The 17,976-nt window shown below is 62.2% G+C and carries 17 protein-coding genes; 10 read left to right on the top strand and 7 right to left on the bottom strand.

Annotation, left to right across the window (positions count from 1 at the left end; genetic code table 11):
* Positions 1 to 35 precede the first annotated feature (35 nt).
* The 6 genes from HFO99_RS30750 (at position 36) to HFO99_RS30775 (ending at position 5,728) form a co-directional block, all read left to right on the top strand.
* The gene (locus HFO99_RS30750) at positions 36 to 1,181 is read left to right on the top strand and encodes an ABC transporter ATP-binding protein (RefSeq protein WP_020047087.1); all 1,146 of its coding nucleotides are present in this window, start codon (positions 36 to 38) and stop codon (positions 1,179 to 1,181) included.
* A 133-nt stretch (positions 1,182 to 1,314) separates the two neighbouring features.
* Entirely contained in the window at positions 1,315 to 2,391 is a 1,077-nt protein-coding gene (locus HFO99_RS30755; RefSeq protein WP_222274697.1) for a Gfo/Idh/MocA family protein, read from the top strand.
* The gene (locus HFO99_RS30760; RefSeq protein ID WP_222274696.1) at positions 2,391 to 3,236 is read left to right on the top strand and encodes a sugar phosphate isomerase/epimerase family protein; all 846 of its coding nucleotides are present in this window, start codon (positions 2,391 to 2,393) and stop codon (positions 3,234 to 3,236) included. Before HFO99_RS30755 ends, HFO99_RS30760 begins: the two co-directional genes overlap by 1 nt.
* Positions 3,233 to 4,042: an alpha/beta fold hydrolase gene (locus HFO99_RS30765; RefSeq protein WP_222365478.1), complete on the top strand. Its 810-nt coding sequence runs from the start codon at positions 3,233 to 3,235 to the stop codon at positions 4,040 to 4,042. Before HFO99_RS30760 ends, HFO99_RS30765 begins: the two co-directional genes overlap by 4 nt.
* A 4-nt stretch (positions 4,043 to 4,046) precedes the next feature.
* The gene (locus tag HFO99_RS30770) at positions 4,047 to 4,748 is read left to right on the top strand and encodes a ribulose-phosphate 3-epimerase (protein WP_222274694.1); all 702 of its coding nucleotides are present in this window, start codon (positions 4,047 to 4,049) and stop codon (positions 4,746 to 4,748) included.
* A gap of 14 nt (positions 4,749 to 4,762) precedes the next feature.
* Positions 4,763 to 5,728 (top strand): ROK family protein, encoded by a 966-nt coding sequence (locus HFO99_RS30775; protein WP_222365503.1) that lies wholly within the window; start codon positions 4,763 to 4,765, stop codon positions 5,726 to 5,728.
* Between the two features lie 48 nt (positions 5,729 to 5,776).
* Here HFO99_RS30775 and HFO99_RS30780 read toward each other — a convergent pair whose 3' ends face one another.
* The 7 genes from HFO99_RS30780 to HFO99_RS30810 all read right to left on the bottom strand — a co-directional run bounded on the left by HFO99_RS30780 (position 5,777) and on the right by HFO99_RS30810 (position 13,832).
* Positions 5,777 to 7,387 carry a DHA2 family efflux MFS transporter permease subunit gene (locus tag HFO99_RS30780; RefSeq protein WP_222365479.1) on the bottom strand — a complete coding sequence of 537 codons (1,611 nt, stop codon included), beginning with the start codon at positions 7,385 to 7,387 and terminating at the stop codon, positions 5,777 to 5,779.
* A 1-nt stretch (position 7,388) separates the two neighbouring features.
* Positions 7,389 to 8,525 carry an HlyD family secretion protein gene (locus tag HFO99_RS30785; protein ID WP_261323411.1) on the bottom strand — a complete coding sequence of 379 codons (1,137 nt, stop codon included), beginning with the start codon at positions 8,523 to 8,525 and terminating at the stop codon, positions 7,389 to 7,391.
* A gap of 115 nt (positions 8,526 to 8,640) precedes the next feature.
* The gene (locus HFO99_RS30790) at positions 8,641 to 9,036 is read right to left on the bottom strand and encodes a DUF4112 domain-containing protein (RefSeq protein WP_179039432.1); all 396 of its coding nucleotides are present in this window, start codon (positions 9,034 to 9,036) and stop codon (positions 8,641 to 8,643) included.
* 171 nt (positions 9,037 to 9,207) lie between these two features.
* A complete protein-coding gene (locus tag HFO99_RS30795) occupies positions 9,208 to 10,281 on the bottom strand; it encodes an alcohol dehydrogenase family protein (RefSeq protein WP_222365481.1) in 1,074 nt (357 codons plus the stop codon).
* A 14-nt stretch (positions 10,282 to 10,295) separates the two neighbouring features.
* A complete protein-coding gene (locus HFO99_RS30800) occupies positions 10,296 to 11,675 on the bottom strand; it encodes an aspartate aminotransferase family protein (protein ID WP_222331969.1) in 1,380 nt (459 codons plus the stop codon).
* Between the two features lie 42 nt (positions 11,676 to 11,717).
* Positions 11,718 to 13,214, bottom strand: coding sequence for an NAD-dependent succinate-semialdehyde dehydrogenase (locus tag HFO99_RS30805; protein ID WP_222331970.1), 1,497 nt, complete (start codon positions 13,212 to 13,214; stop codon positions 11,718 to 11,720).
* A 120-nt stretch (positions 13,215 to 13,334) separates the two neighbouring features.
* Positions 13,335 to 13,832 (bottom strand): Lrp/AsnC family transcriptional regulator, encoded by a 498-nt coding sequence (locus HFO99_RS30810; protein ID WP_222331971.1) that lies wholly within the window; start codon positions 13,830 to 13,832, stop codon positions 13,335 to 13,337.
* 101 nt (positions 13,833 to 13,933) lie between these two features.
* On the opposite strand from HFO99_RS30810, the gene HFO99_RS30815 reads away from it, so the two are divergent.
* The 4 genes from HFO99_RS30815 to ehuC all read left to right on the top strand — a co-directional run bounded on the left by HFO99_RS30815 (position 13,934) and on the right by ehuC (position 17,972).
* Positions 13,934 to 15,319, top strand: coding sequence for a PLP-dependent aminotransferase family protein (locus HFO99_RS30815; RefSeq protein WP_222307284.1), 1,386 nt, complete (start codon positions 13,934 to 13,936; stop codon positions 15,317 to 15,319).
* A gap of 122 nt (positions 15,320 to 15,441) precedes the next feature.
* Positions 15,442 to 16,227 carry an ectoine/hydroxyectoine ABC transporter ATP-binding protein EhuA gene (ehuA, locus tag HFO99_RS30820; protein WP_020047070.1) on the top strand — a complete coding sequence of 262 codons (786 nt, stop codon included), beginning with the start codon at positions 15,442 to 15,444 and terminating at the stop codon, positions 16,225 to 16,227.
* Between the two features lie 56 nt (positions 16,228 to 16,283).
* Positions 16,284 to 17,132 carry an ectoine/hydroxyectoine ABC transporter substrate-binding protein EhuB gene (gene ehuB / locus HFO99_RS30825; protein WP_025397304.1) on the top strand — a complete coding sequence of 283 codons (849 nt, stop codon included), beginning with the start codon at positions 16,284 to 16,286 and terminating at the stop codon, positions 17,130 to 17,132.
* Positions 17,133 to 17,312: 180 nt separating this feature from the next.
* Complete coding sequence (gene ehuC / locus HFO99_RS30830; RefSeq protein ID WP_003550191.1) at positions 17,313 to 17,972, top strand: ectoine/hydroxyectoine ABC transporter permease subunit EhuC; 660 nt, start codon at positions 17,313 to 17,315, stop codon at positions 17,970 to 17,972.
* Positions 17,973 to 17,976: the final 4 nt, after the last annotated feature.

Here is a 17,976-nt window from a genome sequence, read left to right on the forward strand (position 1 = left end):
AAGATGTGATCCGGACTGGTACGGGAGGACGAGACGTGGCTGTGGTTGTACTCGACAAAATCTGCAAGACCTATGGAAACAGCTACCATGCAATCAAGGATCTGAGCCTGACGATCCATGATGGCGAGTTTCTGATTCTGGTCGGGCCGTCCGGATGCGGAAAATCGACCGCTCTGCGCATGATTGCCGGGCTCGAGGAAATCAGCAGCGGAACATTGAGCATCGGCGGTCAGGACGTCGTGGATCTCGCGCCCAAGGACCGCGACATTGCCATGGTCTTTCAGAGCTATGCGCTTTATCCGCACATGACCGTCTTCGACAACATCGCCTTTTCGATGAAGCTGGCCGGAAAGAACAAGGCCGAACGCACCAAGCGGGTGCATGAGATCGCCAAGATCCTGCAGCTGGAGCCCTTGCTGGGCAACAAGCCCGCGCAGCTCTCCGGCGGCCAGCGCCAGCGCGTTGCGATGGGCCGCGCCATGGTCCGCGAGCCTGCGGCATTCCTCATGGACGAACCGCTGTCGAACCTCGATGCGAAGCTGCGGGTTCAGATGCGGGCAGAGATCGCAAGCCTGCAGAGACAGCTGGGCGTGACGACGATCTATGTGACGCACGACCAGACCGAAGCGCTGACCATGGGCGATCGAGTCGCGGTGCTGAAGGGCGGTGTCCTTCAGCAGGTGGATACGCCCAAGGCTCTGTATCACCGCCCGGTCAATGCGTTTGTCGCGGGCTTTATCGGTTCGCCGTCGATGAACCTTTTCGAAGGGCGTCTGGCGAGCGGACGGATCCATCTGCCGGGCTTCTCCATTCCCTTGTCCGGCGGCGCCTTCGAGCGCGCTCCCGGTCTATCCGCTTTCGAGGGAAAGGACGTGATCTTTGGGGTCAGGCCCGAGGACCTCTACGACAGCCGGTTGCCATCAGGAGCCTCCCATCCGACGATCCCGGTTGTCGTGAAGTCGATCGAAGAGCTCGGCTCCGAGTTGATCGTGCATTTGAAGATCGACGCGGTCCGCATCGATTCGGGCGATCCCGATGCCGTCGAGGACCTGAGCGGGGCCGCCAACGCCGTCGCGCGGTTCGAAGCGGTCAGCGCGGTCGAGACGGGCCAATCGATCGATCTGGCCATCGACCCGGCGAAACTTCACTTTTTCAACCCTCAAACACATATGGCGCTGTGAAGTGACGAGGGTGAGCCGACACGTCGGTGGCGGTCCGGCCAGAAGACGCCGGCAACGTTCGATGTCTTGAAAGCATTCCATCCGACGCCGAAACCAGCATTCATCTTCAATATCCGATCCAAAGGGCTTATCGATGCCAGCAAAACAGGAACGACGTCTCCGCATCGGCGTATTGGGAGCGGGCCAGATTGCCCAGGCCGCGCATTTCGAGAGCTGCACCAAGGCAGCTAATGCCGACCTCTATGCGATTTGCGACGTCGCCGAGGATCTCCGCGAACGCATGGCCATCACCCACGGGGCGGAAAAAACCTATAGCGATTACGATCAGATGCTGGCCGATCCCGACCTCGATGCCGTGGTCATCGCGACGGCCGATGCCTTTCACGTCCCGGCTTCCCTTCGCGCCCTTCAGGCGGGCAAGCATGTCCTCTGTGAAAAGCCGGTCGGCGTCACCATCGAGGAATGCCTTGAACTGAAGGCCGCGGTCGGCAAGTCTGGAAAGGTGTTTCAGGTCGGGCACATGAAGCGTTTCGACGCAGGGCTTCAAGCTGCCAAGTCCTTCATCCGCGACGAAATGGGCGAGATGGTCGCTCTCAAAGCATGGTATTGCGACAGCACGCACCGCTATCCGATGACCGATGCGGTCCAACCGCTGATCGTCACCAGCGCCGATGCGAAGAAACCCTCCACCAATCCGAAGGCCGACCTGCGGCGCTACTATATGCTTGCGCACGGTTGCCATCTGATCGACACGGCACGGTATTTCGCCGGCGACATCGTTTCCGTCAACGCTCGTCTGTCCGAGCGAGCCGGTATCTGGTGCTGGTTCGTGGACGTGGAATTTGCCTCCGGCACACTCGGCCATCTCGATCTCACCGTCCAGGTGCGCATGGACTGGCACGAAGGCTTTCAGATCTACGGCAAGAACGGAAGCATTTTGGGCAAGACCTATAACCCGTGGTACTACAAGACCAGCGAGGTGGACATTTTCCGAGAGGCGGACGGCGCGACCCATCGCGTTCTCGGTGCCGACGGCCATTTCTATCGCCGTCAGGTCGAAGGCTTCGCCCGCACTATTCTGGATGGCGCCGTGATGGAAGGCGCCGACATCGATGATGGCCTGGCATCGGTCCGCGCCATGGTCGCCGTTGCGCGCTCCGTCGAAAGCGGCAAGGCGGTTGCGCTATCCGACGTCACGGGTGGCGTGTGATGAAGCTCGGCATCTTTGCAAAGACGTTCGAGGGAACGGAACCCTTGACCGTTCTCAATGCGGCCGCCGCAGCCGGGTTCACCTGCGCACAATACAATATGGCCTGCTCGGGCCTTGCGCCGATGCCGGAGATCATCACGGAAGCCCAGGCCCGCTTGGTCGCCGAAGCGGCGCGCGAGAGCGGCGTCGAGATTGTTGCCGTTTCCGGCACTTTCAACATGATCCATCCGGACCCCGCCGTGCGCGAGGCCGGCCTTCGCAGACTGGCGACGCTGGCCGCGCGCTGCGCCGGCATGTCGACGACCTTGATCACGCTCTGCACCGGCACACGCGACCCCATCGATCAGTGGAAGGCGCATGCCGACAACGACACGCCGGAGGCCTGGCGGGATCTCCTCGGGGCCATGGGCGCGGCGATTGAGATCGCCGAGCGCTACGATGTCGATCTCGGCATCGAGCCCGAGCTTGCCAATGTCGTCAACTCGGCCGAGAAAGCCAATCGGCTGATCGCGGCATTGAAGAGCCCCCGCATCAAGATCGTGCTTGATCCGGCCAATCTCTTCGAGGTCGCGACGCTGGATGAGCAGCGGAGCATTGTCTCTTCCGCCATCGAGCTTCTGGCCGATCGGATCGTCATGGCGCATGCGAAAGATCGCAATCCGGACGGTAGTTTTGCGACTGCCGGCAAGGGTGTGCTCGACTACGCGCATTATCTCGGCCGTCTCAAGGCGATCGGTTTTAAGGGCAGTCTCGTCACGCATGGTCTTTCGGCCTCGGAGGCGGCCGGTGCGGCGGCCTTCCTGAAGAGCAGTCTCGGCGGCGAAGCTGCGGGGGCAGGAAAATGAAACGGGCCCAACCGTTCGAAACCAGCGACGGGACCATTCTCAATGTGGATGTGGCGGGCGAGGGCGCGTCCGTCATGTTCCAGCACGGCTTATGCGGCGACGCGGCGCAGACCGACGAAGTCTTTCCGCTCGACGCAGGTTTTCGCCGGGTCACGATCGAAGCCCGGGGCCACGGCCATTCCCAAGCCGGCAATCTGGAGCAGCTATCGATCGCGACCTTCTGCGATGATATCGCCGCCTGTATCGAAAAAAACCTTACGCCGCCGATCGTGATCGGCGGCATCTCGATGGGCGCGGCGATCGCTTTACGTCTCGCGGTCAAGCGACCGGATCTTGTCAAGGCTCTGATCATCGCAAGGCCGGCCTGGCTGACAGCATCCGCGCCGGAGAATATGGCACCCAACGCCGAAGTCGGGCATCTTTTGAAAACTCTGCCGCCGGATGAGGCGAAGACCGCCTTCCTTGCCGGGCCGGTTGGCGTGCGGCTCGCCGCCGAGGCGCCGGACAATCTGGCCTCGCTCGCCGGCTTTTTCTCCCGCTCTCCTTTGGATGTGACCGCCGAACTGCTCACCAGGATTTCCAATGATGGTCCCGATGTGACCGACGAGGAGGTCGGCAATCTCACCGTGCCGACGCTGGTTATCGGCCATGATCGCGACAGCATTCATCCTTTCGCCTACGCGCATGCTCTTGCCGAGCGGATTGCCGGCGCGCGTTTGGTGCAGATCACATCGAAGACCGAGAGCCGCCCGCAATACGTCGCCGACTTCCGGCTTGCCATGGGCAATTTTCTGAAGGAGCTCTGAAACAATGACACCCCCCTCCAAGACCTGGATCGCGGATCTTCCGAAGGATCGCCTGATTGCCGAATTCTCCGTCTGGTCGGCCGATCTCGTGCGTCTGGCGGACGATCTCGCGCGTGTCGATCCTCACGTCGACATTCTCCACATCGATGTCGCCGATGGCCATTTCGCACCGGCCATGTTGTTTTTCCCTGATCTTGTTGCCGGCGTGCGCAAAGTGTCCGCGCGCCCGATCCATGTTCACCTGATGGTCACCGACAGCATCCTCCTGTCGCAGATCGAGCAGTTCGCCGATGCGGGCAGCGACCTGATCAGTCTTCATGTCGAAAACGAAAGCGTCGCCGACGAGGCTCTCGATCTTCTCGATCGCCGCGGTGTGGCCACCGGCATGGTCCTCAAGGTCGATACCCCAGTCGAGCGGATCGAGAAATACGCTTCCCGGCTGCGCTTTGTGACGCTGCTCGGCACGGCGATCGGCGTGAAGGGCCAGGGTCTCGACGAGAAGGCCGGCGCGCGGCTTCAGCAGGCAAAGCAAATCATCGGCGGCTGCGGTGCGGCGCATCGGATCGTGCTGGCGGCCGACGGCGGTATTCGCGAGCACACCGTGCCTCTTCTGCGCCAGTCGGGTGCGGAAACGGTTGTCCTCGGTTCCCTGGCTTTCAATGCGCCATCGCTCGACGAGCGGATGGCATGGGTGCGCGCACTCTAACTCATGGTCTTCACATGCAGCAGATTGCCATTGGAATCGACCTCGGTGGGACGCAGGTGCGCGCTGCCCTCGTCGACGAGCACGGCAGGATCCTGGCGCGTGCAGCCGAACCGACGGATGCGCTGGCAGGCCCCGACCGGGTGCTTGCCCAAATCTGCGGCTTGACCGATGGACTGCTTGCAGCATTGAACCCCGCTTCGGTGGTGGGCGTCGGCGTATCCGCTCCGGGCCCGCTCGATACGGTCGCCGGTGTCGCCTCGAATATCCCGACCCTCTCCGGCTTTGTGGACTTTCCGCTGAAGGCGGAATTGCAGAAGCGGTTTCCGTTTCCGGTCGACCTCGAGAATGATGCGATTGCCGCTGCCATCGGCGAGTGGCAGTTCGGAGCCGGCAAGGGGCTCGATAATCTGGTCTATGTCACGGTGAGCACCGGCATTGGCGGTGGCGTTGTGTCGGACGGTCGCGTCGTGCGCGGCCGCAAGGGCATGGCAGCCCATGTCGGGCACATGTCGGTCGTGCCGAACGGAGAGCTTTGCCCCTGCGGCAACAGAGGTTGTTTCGAGGCCTACGGATCCGGAACGGCTTTTGCGCGCCGCGCCCAAATGAGGTCGATAGAAACCAGCGGGACGACGATCGGCAGCGATGGCGGCGCCATCGACAGCCGCAGCGTTTTCGCCGCCGCGAGAGATGGCGATCGCCTGGCAAATCAACTGGTTGACGAGGAAGCGGAAATTCTCGGTCGCGGTTTCACCAGCCTGATCCATATCTTCAGTCCCGATATAATCGTGATGGGGGGCGGGCTTTCCCACGAGTTCGACCGGCTCCAACCGGGCATTCAAGGCTACATCACGCAATGGGCGATGCCGGCATTCAAGGATGTCAGAGTGATGCTGGCGGCATTGGATCAGAACTCGGGCCTCGTCGGCGCAGCGGCTCTGGCGTTTCTGACGGGAAAGATCCCTGCGGTCGATCATCAATAAAATCGGGGTGCCCATGTCGGCTAGTGGAACAGATGCTCAATCTGGCCATCAGCCATGACCCGAGCCGCCACCGCCTTGTTTCAGATCGATATTTCGCAGGATCAGGGCAAGAGGGATGAGGCAGAGGGAGATCAGCATGAGCGTGTGGAAGACGTCTATATAGGCAAGATAGCTCGCCTGTGTTTGAACCTGCTCTCCGATCCAGGCGGTTGCTTGCGTTCGGGCATCCGCCATCGTCGAACCCCTGTCCATGAAATGCTGCGCGGCGGTTTGAAGCGTCTGCTGGTAGGCGGGGTCGGACGGCACCACGGTTTCGACGAGCCGGCTCTGGTGCCATTGCTCGCGATGGGCAAGAACGTTCGAGGCGATCGACACGCCGATCGAGCCGCCGGTGTTGCGGGCGGCATTGATCAGCGCCGATGCCTGGTCGGTCTGGTCGGGGCGCAGGCCGTCATAGGATGCCGAGGTGATCGGAATGAAGATCAGCGGCAGGCCGAGGCCGAGATAGATACGCGACCAGACGAAGAAGCCGAAGTTGAGATCGGCATGGATCCTCGTCATGTCCCACATGGCCGCCGCGATGATCGCCGTGCCGACGGCGATCAGGTATTTCGGCTGGATGCGGGAGGAGAGCCGGCCCGACACGAACATCATGACCATCGCCATGAACCCGCCCGGCGACAATGCAAGGCCGGCCCAGGTGGCCGTATAGCCGAAGTTCTGCTGCAATACCTCAGGGACGAATTGTGTCGTTGCGATCAGGATCGCACCTGTCGCCAGCATGACGATGAAGCAGGATCCGAACTGCCGGCTTGCCAGCAGGTGGATGTCGATGATCGGATTCGATTTCGTCATCAGCCAGGGAATGGCGGCCGCAAGCGCGAGGATGCAGATTGCGAGCGTGACGACGATTAAGCTGGAATCGAGCCAATCCTCGATCTGTCCACGGTCGAGCGCTACTTCCAGAGCGCCGAGAAAGGTGGCGACGAGCAGGAACCCGACGATATCGAAGCGGATACCGGTCCGGCGCATTTCCGCCCGCTCCCGCTTCAGCGAGTCCGGCTCCTTCACCAGCATATAGACGAGCGCGAAGGCGAAGAGCCCGACGGGGCCGTTGATCAGGAAGCACCAGTGCCATGAGAAATTGTCGGAGAGATAACCGCCGAGTGTCGGGCCGATCACCGGCGCAACGACGACGGCAACGCCGAACAGCGCAAATCCCTGCCCGCGTTTTTCCGGCGGGAATGAATCGGCGAGGATCGATTGCGAGATCGGCACCATGCCGCCGCCGGCAAACCCCTGGATCATTCGGAAGATCAGCAGCGATTCCAGGTTCCAGGCCATGCCGCAGAGGATCGAGGCAATGGTGAAGGTCGCAAGACAAAGGAGATAGAAGCGGCGCCGGCCATAGCGTTTGGCGATGAAGCTGCTGGCGACGAGGATGATGGCATTCGAGACGAGATAGGTGGTGACGACCCATGAGGCTTCGTCGGCGCTGACGGCGAGACCGCCGGATATGTAGCGAAGAGCAACGTTGGCGATCGTCGTGTCGAGCACCTCCATGAAGGTGGCGAGCGAGACGATGAGAGCAATCAGCCACGGGTTTGCCGCTTGTGTCGGCGATGCCTCACTGCCAGCGGTGGTCGCAGCGCCGCTCACGTCAATCCCTCGGGCGGACCGTTATCGTCGGAACCACCGACATTCCAGGTCCGATCGCCACGTCCTGAGGCCAGTCGTCGACGGCGATCTTGACGGGAACGCGCTGGATGACCTTCACGTAGTTGCCGGTCGCGTTCTCGGCAGGAAGCAGCGAAAAGGCGGTGCCGGATCCCGGCTGGACCGAATCGACGTGGCCCTTCAGCGGTCTGTTCGGATAGGCGTCGATCGTCAGCTCGACCGGCTGGCCGGGGCGCATATCCGTCAATTGCGTCTCCTTGAAATTGGCAGTCACCCAGATCTCGTCGGGAACGAACATCGACACGGCCTGGCCGGCTTGGATATATTGCCCCCTGGAACCGGAAAGGCGAACGATGCGACCGGGCTGCGCTGCGGTGATGGTCGTGTCGGCGAGGTTCTGTTCGGCGGCCTCGACCTGGGCTTGGGCCTGACGGAGGCTGGCAATCGCGCTCGCCTTCTGCGCTTCGGCGGCTGTCTTGTTCTTCAGCGCCGAGGTGACGCTTGCTTGCGCCTGCGCCAGGCTTGCCCGGCTTTGCCTGAGCGTGGAGGTCGCCTGCTGCGCAGCCTGTTCGGAACCGGCGCCCGATTTGACGAGCTGCTGCTGGCGATCGGCCTCGTCCTGCGCGTACTGAAGTGCGGCCGCTGCCGAATTCTGCTGCGCCTTGGCTTCGTCGATAGCGGCATCGCCGGCTGCGATCTGCGCCTCGGCGCTTGAAATGGCCGCCTCGGCGACGCCAACCTGGCCCTTCGCCGCGTCGAGCGCGATCTGGTAGTCGCGAGGATCGATCCTCAGGATCGGATCGCCTGACGCCACATGCTGATTATCCGTCACGGATACGTCCGACACATAACCCGAAACCTTTGCGGCCACCGAGAAGCTGCGGGAATCGACGAAGGCATCGTCCGTCGTCTCGTAGGGGTGGAAATAGACGAGCCAGATGAAATAGCCGGCGACAGCCAGCAGCAACAGGGCAGCGATGCTGCAGAGGACCATAAATGGATGACGGCGAAGCAGCGAAGGGCGCTCTTCCTCCGTACCGTCATTCTGCCGTGCATCATCTTCCGCGGATTGATCCTGCAGGCGTTTCGTTTCGCTTTTGGGAGGAGAGCTCTGATCCAACGGGCCGGTCTCGCACTTGGTGATTGAAACAGGGCGAACGCCAAAACCCCGCATAGGTTCCTGATGAGGAAGAACTGCAAAGGATTGTGATCGCTGAGCGAAACGATCGGCTTCGTCAAATGCGCCGGTTCAGCTCGTCTTCGCTGATCCCAAAGTGGTCGAGGATGATGCCGACGTTCCGGCGATGAGATTTGAAATAGACGTCGAAAAGATCGCCGAGGAGGGGAACCGTTCCGCCGGCGGCGTCGATCCCGAGATTGACGGCCATACGTGCGAGCTTGTGGCTGGGAATGCCGAGGCGTCTTGCCTCATCGATGATGAAAAGACCGATGAGGGATGCGGCAATGTCGCCGACGGCCGGGATAAGGCCGAGAATCGAATCTGCACCGATCCGAACGCCGATGACAGGCAATCTGACCGCGGTATCCATCAGGCGCGCTATGCCGACGGCGCGCCGAATTCTTCCAAGTTCGATGGACGTCAGGTGTTTCGTGCTGGCGGAGGCTGGCATCAGCGACCTTTTGGCGTAAACGACCGCTCCGCCTCCTCCAGTGAGGGCGCGGGAAGGATGTCATCGCATTGCTGCGAAATATTCCGACGCAGCGAAAGCCCAGTGCCATGATGATATCCCATGGCCGTGAAACGCGGCAAACCCGATAAGGTTCGCCCGCGAAAGCAAGGATCATCTCTCGTCGGGAGCCACGACCAATTTGCCCACGAAGTTCTTCGCCATGAAGTCGGTCTGCGCGCGGTGGAATTCCGACAGCGGATAGACGCCGCCGACGAGGGGCCGGATTTTCCGGCTTTCGATATAGCCGACGATCCGTCGGAAGTCCGCGCGGCTTCCCTGGCTCGAGCCGTGCAGCTCCAGCTGTTTCAGATACATGGTCCGCAAATCGAGCTGGACGACCGGGCCGGCGATGGCGCCGGCTGTCGTGTAGCGGCCCTCGGGGCGCAGGATCTTCAGGAGATCGTTGAACAGCGGTCCGCCGACGAGATCGGCGACGACATCGATCGGCTGGCCACGGCTGGCGGCATGGACGGCTTCGACCAGATCGCCCTTGCCGCGGGTCACCACCGCCTCGGCGCCGATATCGAGCATCGCCGCCTCCTTGCCGGGGCCTGCGACCGCGATTGGTATGGCACCGCGGGCGCGCGCGAGCTGGATGATCGCCGAGCCGACGCCGCCCGAGGCACCGGTCACGAGGACGCGTTCACCAGCGACAAGCCTTGCCCGTTCCAGCATGCGCTCGCCGGTCAGATAGGCGCAGCAGAAGGTGGCGAGTTCGACGTCGGTCAGATCTGTTGCGACGACATGGGCGTTCTCGGCCGGCAGTGCCATGTATTCGGCATAACCGCCGTCGCGGCCATGGCCCATGTAATCGATGTCAGCGAGGCTGTCGTCGTCGCGGTTGTAGATCGAGAAGTCGACCATGACGCGTTCGCCGATGCGTGCCGGATTAACGCCGGCGCCGACGGCGACGATATGGCCGACCGTATCGGTGCCCTGAATGCGCGGGAATGTCAGCGTATTGCCTTGCCTGCGCCACGTGGAGACGGCAGACGGATCGTCCTCGGTGCCATAGGCGCCTTGGCGGACCCAGACGTCGGTATTGTTCATGCCGCAGGCCGTGACGCGGATCAGAACCTCGCCGTCCGCGGGTCTCGGGACGGGCACGTCCCTGTCATAGACGAGCTTGTCTAACCCGCCATGGCCGGTGAGCAATACGGCCGCCATCTTTTCCGGGATCGTCATACCGCTCTTCTCCCTTAGATGCTCTTGAAGACGGTTTCGATCGCATCTGCCGCGGCCTTGACCACGATGTCGGCCTCCTCGCGTGTCAGGCAGAGCGGCGGGGCGAAGCCGAGGATATCGCCCTGCGGCATGGCGCGGCCGATGACGCCGCGTTCGAGGAGGGCAGAGGCGACCTGCGGGCCGATCTTGCGACCGGCATCGAAGAACTTTCGGTCGTCCTTGTCGTCGACGAATTCGACGGCCGCCATCAGCCCGTCGCCGCGGACTTCGCCGACGTTTCGGTGACCGGCGACGGCTTTCTCGAGTTCCGAGCGGAAATAGGTGCCGGTCGTGCCGGCATTTTCGACAATGCCGAGTTCGTCGATCAGTTCGAGATTGGCAATGCCTGCGGCAGCACAGATCGGATGGGCGGAATAGGTCCAGCCGTGCCCGATCGCTCCCATCTGATCGGAACCCTGCACCAGGACTTGCCACATCTTGTTCGAAACGATCGTGCCGGAAAGGGGAGCGTAGGCCGAGGTCAGGCCCTTGGCGATGGTGATCAGGTCCGGCTTCATGCCGTAATGATCCGAGCCGAACATCGTACCGAGGCGGCCGAAGCCGGTGACGACTTCATCGGCAACGAGGAGGATGTCATATTTGTCGAGCACGGCCTGGATCTTCTGCCAGTAGGTTTTGGGCGGCGGCACGATGCCGCCGGTGCCGAGGATGGGTTCGCCGATGAAGGCGGCGACCGTTTCCGGACCTTCGGCGATGATCATCTCCTCGAGCTTGTCGGCGCAATATTGCGAGAACTGCTCCTCGCTCATCGACTGGTCGGGGCGGCGGAAATAATAGGGTGCTTCGGTGTGCAGCACCGGTGCCCGCGGCAGATCGAAAGCGTTGTGAAAAAGGGCAAGGCCGGTGAGGCTACCGGTCATGACGCCGGAGCCGTGATAACCGCGCCAGCGCGAGATGATCTTCTTCTTCTCCGGACGGCCGAGGATGTTGTTGTAGTACCAGATGAGCTTGATGTTGGTCTCGTTGGCATCCGAGCCGGAGAGACCGAAATAGACGCGGCTCATGCCGGCGGGCGCGCGGTCGATGATCATCTTCGTCAGCTTAATCGAGGCTTCCGTGCCGTGGCCGACATAGGCATGGTAATAGGCGAGGTTCTTTGCCTGTGCGGCGATCGCGTCGGCAATCTTCTGGCGGCCGTAGCCGACATTGACGCAATAGAGGCCGGCAAAGGCGTCGAGGCTTTTGCGGCCTGTCGTGTCGGTGATGTAGACGCCTTCGCCGCCGGCGACGACACGGGTCGGCGTCTCGCCGCGGGCATGCCCGCCCATATGGGTCGAGGGATGGAAGAAGTGATCGCGGTCCCAGGCGGTGAGTTCGTTGCTTCTGTCGAGCATGTCTAGCCTCTTTCTTGAAAATGGGGCTCACTTGAAATGGGGTCAGGCGGCCGTGTCGATGCAGAGATATTTGAGTTCGGTGTAGGCTTCGAGCCCGTGGCGTGAACCCTCGCGGCCGAGGCCGGACTGCTTCCAGCCGCCGAAGGGAATAGGCCCGCCGGTGATTTTTACGCGGTTGACGGCGACCATGCCGTATTCCAGCGCGCGGCCGAGCCGCATCTGGCGGGCGCCGTTCTCGGTGACGATATAGGCGACGAGGCCGTATTCGGTTTCGTTGGCGCGGGCGATGACCTCTTCTTCCGTATCGAAGACGGTCATGGCCGCCACTGGCCCAAAAGTCTCCTCGCGCATGATCAGCGCATCCGCCGGCACATCGGTCAGCAGCGTCGGCTCGTAGAAAAGTCGGCCGGCCTTGTGGCGCTTGCCGCCGGTGACGAGCCGCGCGCCATGCGCCAGCGCGTCGGCGACCTGTTCCTCGACCTTGGCGACGGCGCGTTCATGCATCAGCGGCCCGATCTCTGCGCGATCTTCGAGCCCCGGACCGACCTTCAGTTCGGCAATGCGATCTGCGAAGGCCTTGGCGAAGGCATCGGCGATGCGCCGCTGGACGAAGATGCGGTTGGCGGCGAGGCAATCCTGGCCGGATGTGGCGAACTTGGCGTTGACGGCGATCTCGACCGCCTTTGATATATCGGCGTCGTCGAAGATAATCAGCGGGGCGTGGCCGCCGAGTTCCATCACCAGCCGCTTCAGGGTCGGCGCGCACTGGGCGGCAATCAGCCGTCCAATCCCGGTGGAGCCGGTGAAGCTCATCGCGCGCACGCGATTGTCGGCGCACATCCGCCCGACGATCGTTGCTGCATTGCCGGTGACCACGTTGAAGACGCCGGCGGGAATGCCCGCCCGTTCGCCAAGCTCGGCAAGGGCAAGTGCCGAAAGCGGCGTTTCGGAGGAGGGGTGGGAAACGACCGTGCAACCGGCGGCCAGCGCTGCGGCAGCCTTTCGGGTGAGCATGGCAGAGGGGAAATTCCAGGGCGTGACGATGCCGACGACGCCGAGCGCCTCGCGCCGGACGATCATTTCCGCGCCGGGCAGATGGCTGGTGACGCTCTCGGCGTTCAGCCGCTTGCCTTCCTCGGCATACCATTCGACGAAGGAGGCGGCGTAATCGATCTCGCCACGCGATTCCGCAAGCGGCTTGCCCTGTTCGAGCGTCATGATCAGCGCCAGATCCTCCTTGGCCGCAAGCATCAGCTCAAACCATTTGCGCAGGATCGCCGCGCGGCTTTGCGGCAGCATTGCGCGCCAGCCGGCAAAAGCCTCCGACGCAGCATCGATCGCCATCGCCGTCTCATCGGCGCCAAGGCTTGCAACCCACGCCAGCGTCGCCGACGAGGCGGGATCGGTGACCTCGAAGCTTTTTCCTGATTGGCCGGCGATCCAGCGGCCGCCGACATAGGCGAGATCGCGCAGGAGATGACGGTCGGCAAGCCGCGAAAGCGCCTCATGATAGGCGGGGCGGGCAAAAACGGCGGTCATATCAAGTCTCCTCGTGGCGCTTGACGTCAGTCTTCCACAGGAGCGGGCGAGAGATTGTCTGTTGGCGGATGCAAAAAGAGAGAGATGGTCTAAAGGATGGCGGCCTGGCAGAGAGATTGTCTACGACGCTGCCTGTTCCTCGCCGGCGGCAGTGAAGGACGAGACCGGAAGGACTGTGTCCTCCTTCACCGTCTTGGTGACGATGTAGGTGAAGTAGCGGTCGATGCCGAGTTCGCGGTCGAGAAGCCCGTCGACCAGCCGCTGATAGGCATCGATATCGGGCGCGATGATCTTCAGGATGTAATCGACGCCGCCGCCGACCGACCAGCAGGCGACGATCTCCGGGATTGCGCTGATGGCCCGCTCGAAGCGTTCGAAATCCGCCTGGCGATGGTTGGCGAGCGTCACTTCCATCATCACGCTGGCGACCGGTGCGATCCGCCGCGGCGCGATGCGCGCGTGATAGCCGGTGATGACGCCCGCCTTTTCGAGCTTGCGCAGCCGCATCCAGCACGGCGTCGGCGACAGCCCGGCCTTTTCGGCCAGCGCCAGTTTGGTGATGCGGCCGTCGCGCTGGACGGCGTCGAGAATGCGCAGGTCGATGGCGTCGAGCTTCATGGTGCTTTCTTTAGAAAGAAATCATTTCAAACGCAGGGAAAAGACAATGGGAGCGCATTTTTGCATTGTCAATTGAACTGATTTTCAGCAGTGTTGAAGTCATGACAAAGTGGCGCCCCGATCCCTCGCAACTTCGCCGGCCGGCCTATCTCTCGCTTGCCGAACAGATCGCAAACGCGATCACCGACGGCAAGCTGTCCGACGGCACACAATTGCCGCCGCATCGCAAGATGGCGGACGACCTGCATCTTTCCGTGCAGACGGTCAGCCGCGCCTATGACGAGCTGATCCGCCGGGGGCTGATATCAGGCGAGATCGGACGCGGCAGCTTCGTCCAGACCAGGCCGCGCGAGCCGGAGCCGCCCTATCTGCCGGAACGGCTGGGCGAGGTGATCGATCTGTCGATCCTGAAGCCGGTGTGCGAGCAGATCCATCTGGAAAGGCTGCGGCAGGCGTTCGGCTGGCTTTCGGAAAACCTGCCCTCCAGCTCCGCCCTTTCATTCAGGCCGAACATGGTGTTTCCGCGCCACCGCGCCGTCGCCACGGAATGGCTGGCGCGCTGCGGGCTGGAGGTGTCGCCCCTGAACATCAGCGTGACGAACGGTGCGACATCGGGCATGACGGTGGCGCTGATGAGCGTCGCCCCGCCCGGCTCGACGGTTGCGACCGAAGCGATCAGCCATCATACGCTGGTGCCGCTCTCCACTTATCTCGGTCTGCATCTGGAAGGGCTGGCGATTGATGAGGAGGGCATGATCCCCGAGGCGCTCGACGAGGCCTGCCGGAAAGGGCCGATCCGGGCCATCTTCCTGCAACCCTCGGTGATCAATCCGATGGCGGCGCTGATGAGCGCGGAGCGCAGGCAGGCGCTTGCCGCCGTCGCTGCGAAACATGATATCGCGATCATCGAAAACGATATTCTCGGTCCGATGGTCGAGGGTCGTGCGCCGCCGATGGCCGCGTTCGCGCCGGAGCGGACACTCTACGTTACGAGCTTCACGAAAATTACCGTTCCTGGTTTGCGGATCGGCTATCTCACCGCGCCTGACCGCTATGTCGCCGCCGTCGCCAATCGGCATCTCGTCTCCAACTGGATGGCGACGCCTGCCATGGCCGAGATCGCCACCCGCTGGGTCAGCGACGGCACGGCGATGGAACTGGTCAACTGGCAGCGCCGCGCCCTTTTGAGCCGGCACGCGATTGCGGCGGAGATGCTGGCCGGCCTGCAATACCGGGCGCATCCGCAAAGCCTGCACGTCTGGCTGCCGCTCTCCGGCAACCATACCGAGGATGGGTTTGTTTCGCAGGCAAGGCTGCGCGGCGTGGCGATCGCGCCTGGCAAAGCGTTTCACACCGCCGATCAGGGCTGGACGCCGGCCGTGCGCATTTCGCTTGGTTCGACGACGGAAAGCGAGTTGCGGACCGGGCTCGGCATCGTCGCCTCATTGGCGCAAGGCAATCCGGAAGAGCTGCTGCTTGCGATCTGATGCCGATGCCTTGTATTTGAGCGCGCAAAGAATAATTGTCATGATATTATTTTACGAATTGACATGATTTTGATGGACCGTCATCGTTAGGACATTGCTTGTCTCAACAGGGAGAGACATGAATGCTTCCGCCCATCATCCGCATCGACAACATCGTCAAGAAATACGGCCCGCTGACCGTGCTCGACGGCCTGTCGATGAATGTCATGCCGGGCGAGAAGCTGGCGCTGATCGGGCCATCCGGCTCCGGCAAGACGACGATCCTGCGTATTCTGATGACGCTGGAGACGATCAGCGGCGGCCATATCGAGGTCGACGGCGAACAGCTCTACCATATGCCTGGTAGCAGCGGGCTGGTGCCGGCCGACGAACGGCATCTGCATCGCATGCGCGAAAAGATCGGCATGGTCTTTCAGCATTTCAATCTGTTCCCGCATAAATGCGTGCTCGACAACGTGACGCTGGCGCCGATGCTGACCAAGGGTATCAAGCGGCCCGTGGCGGAAAAGCGGGCGATGGAGCTTCTCGACATGGTCGGCCTGGCCGACAAGGCAAAGAGCGTTCCGGCGCAACTTTCCGGCGGGCAGAAGCAGCGCGTCGCCATCGCCCGGGCGCTGGCGCTGTCGCCGAAGATCATGCTGTTCGACGAGGTGACCTCGGCGCTCGACCCGGAACTGGTCGAGGAGGTGCTGAACGTCATGCGGCGGCTCGCCTCCGAGACCGACATGACCATGCTTCTCGTCACCCATGAGATGGGCTTCGCCCATGATTTCGCCGACCGTGTGCTGTTCTTCGATCGCGGCAAGATCGTCGAGGAAGGCAAGCCGAGCGACATCTTTCGCAATCCGACGCAGGAGAGGACGCAGACTTTCCTGCGCAAGATCATTGCGGCGGGGCACCGCGTCTGAACTCAGACATTGCCCGCAAGAACAAAACTCAAGGAAAATCAGAGGAGTTGGGAACGATGAAAACAGGATATCTTTTGAGCGCCGCCAGCCTGTCGGTGCTTCTGGTCATGACGGCCGCCCCGGCCTCCGCCGCCGATGACAAGCTCGAGCAGCTGAAGGAGCAAGGCTTTGCGCGTATCGCCATCGCCAACGAGCCGCCGTTCACCGCCGTCGGCGCCGATGGCAAGGTGTCCGGCGCCGCACCCGATGTGGCGCGCGCAATCTTCGAAAAGCTGGGAATCAAGGAAGTGGTCGCCTCGATCTCGGAATATGGCGCGATGATCCCCGGCCTGCAGGCCGGCCGCCACGACGCGATCACCGCAGGCCTCTTCATGAAGCCCGAGCGCTGCAACGCCGTCGCCTATTCCGAACCGATCCTTTGCGACGCCGAAGCTTTCGCTCTCAAGAAGGGCAATCCGCTCAAGCTGACGAGCTACAAGGACATCGCCGACAATCCGGACGCCAAGATCGGCGCGCCGGGCGGCGGCACCGAGGAGAAGCTGGCGCTCGAGGCCGGCGTGCCGCGTGATCGCGTCATCGTCGTTCCGGATGGCCAGAGCGGCATCAAGATGCTGCAGGACGGCCGTATCGACGTCTACTCGCTGCCGGTTCTTTCGATCCACGATCTGATGGCCAAGGCAAACGATCCGAACCTCGAAACCGTCGCTCCCGTCGTCAATGCGCCGGTCTATTGCGATGGCGCGGCCTTCCGAAAGCAGGACGTTGCGCTGCGCGACGCCTTCGATGTCGAGCTGAAGAAGCTGAAGGAATCGGGCGAATTCGCCAAGATCATCGAGCCCTACGGTTTCTCGGCCAAGGCGGCGATGTCGACGAGCCGCGAAAAGCTCTGCGCCGCGGCAAAGTAACAAAGGGTAAGCAGCCGGCCATGCCTCAGGCATGGCCGGATCGCCCTCGAACGATCTCCTAAAGCGCGTCGCGATCTTTCAGATGCACTCCTCGCGCTTTAGGTCCTTATTTTTACGCATGTCGTTATCGCAAAACTGCTGCACCCTTTTGCGCGACATGCCCTAGGAAGCGAGTTGCCGATGTCGGTATGGTCCGGCTATCTGACGCTGATCCTTGAGGGCGCCTTGGTGACGCTCGAATTGACGATCATGGGGTCTGCGCTGGCGCTGGTGATGGCCTTCCTGGCGGGACTCGGCCGGTTGTCGCGCTTCTTCGCCGTGCGCGCTCTGGCGACGGCCTATATCGAATTCTTCCGCGGCACTTCGATCTTCGTCCAGCTCTTCTGGGTCTATTTTGTACTGCCTTTTGCGGGCTTGACCCTGACGCCGCTGCAGGCGGGCGTGCTGGCGCTCGGGCTGAATGTCGGCGCTTATGCGGCGGAGGTGGTGCGCGGCGCCGTCAAGGCCGTCGGGCGCGAACAGTCGGAAGCCTGCATCGCGCTCAACCTTTCGCGATACCAGCGCATGCGCCACGTCATCCTGCCGCAGGCGCTGCCGCTGATGCTGCCGACCTTCTGCAACAATGCGATCGAACTCCTGAAGGGCACGGCTGTCGTGTCGCTGATTTCGCTGACGGATATGACGTTCCAGGCGCAGGTGGTGCGGGCGCAGACCGGCAATACTCTGGTGCCCTTCGCGACGATCCTCATCCTCTATTTTCTCATGGCCTCGGCGATCTCCGCGACGATGCGCTGGCTGGAGCGGCGGATGGCGCGCAGCCTCGACGGCATAAGGACCTGATCAG

Source organism: Rhizobium leguminosarum (assembly GCF_019798305.1).
Classification (GTDB): Bacteria; Pseudomonadota; Alphaproteobacteria; order Rhizobiales; family Rhizobiaceae; genus Rhizobium; species Rhizobium leguminosarum_U.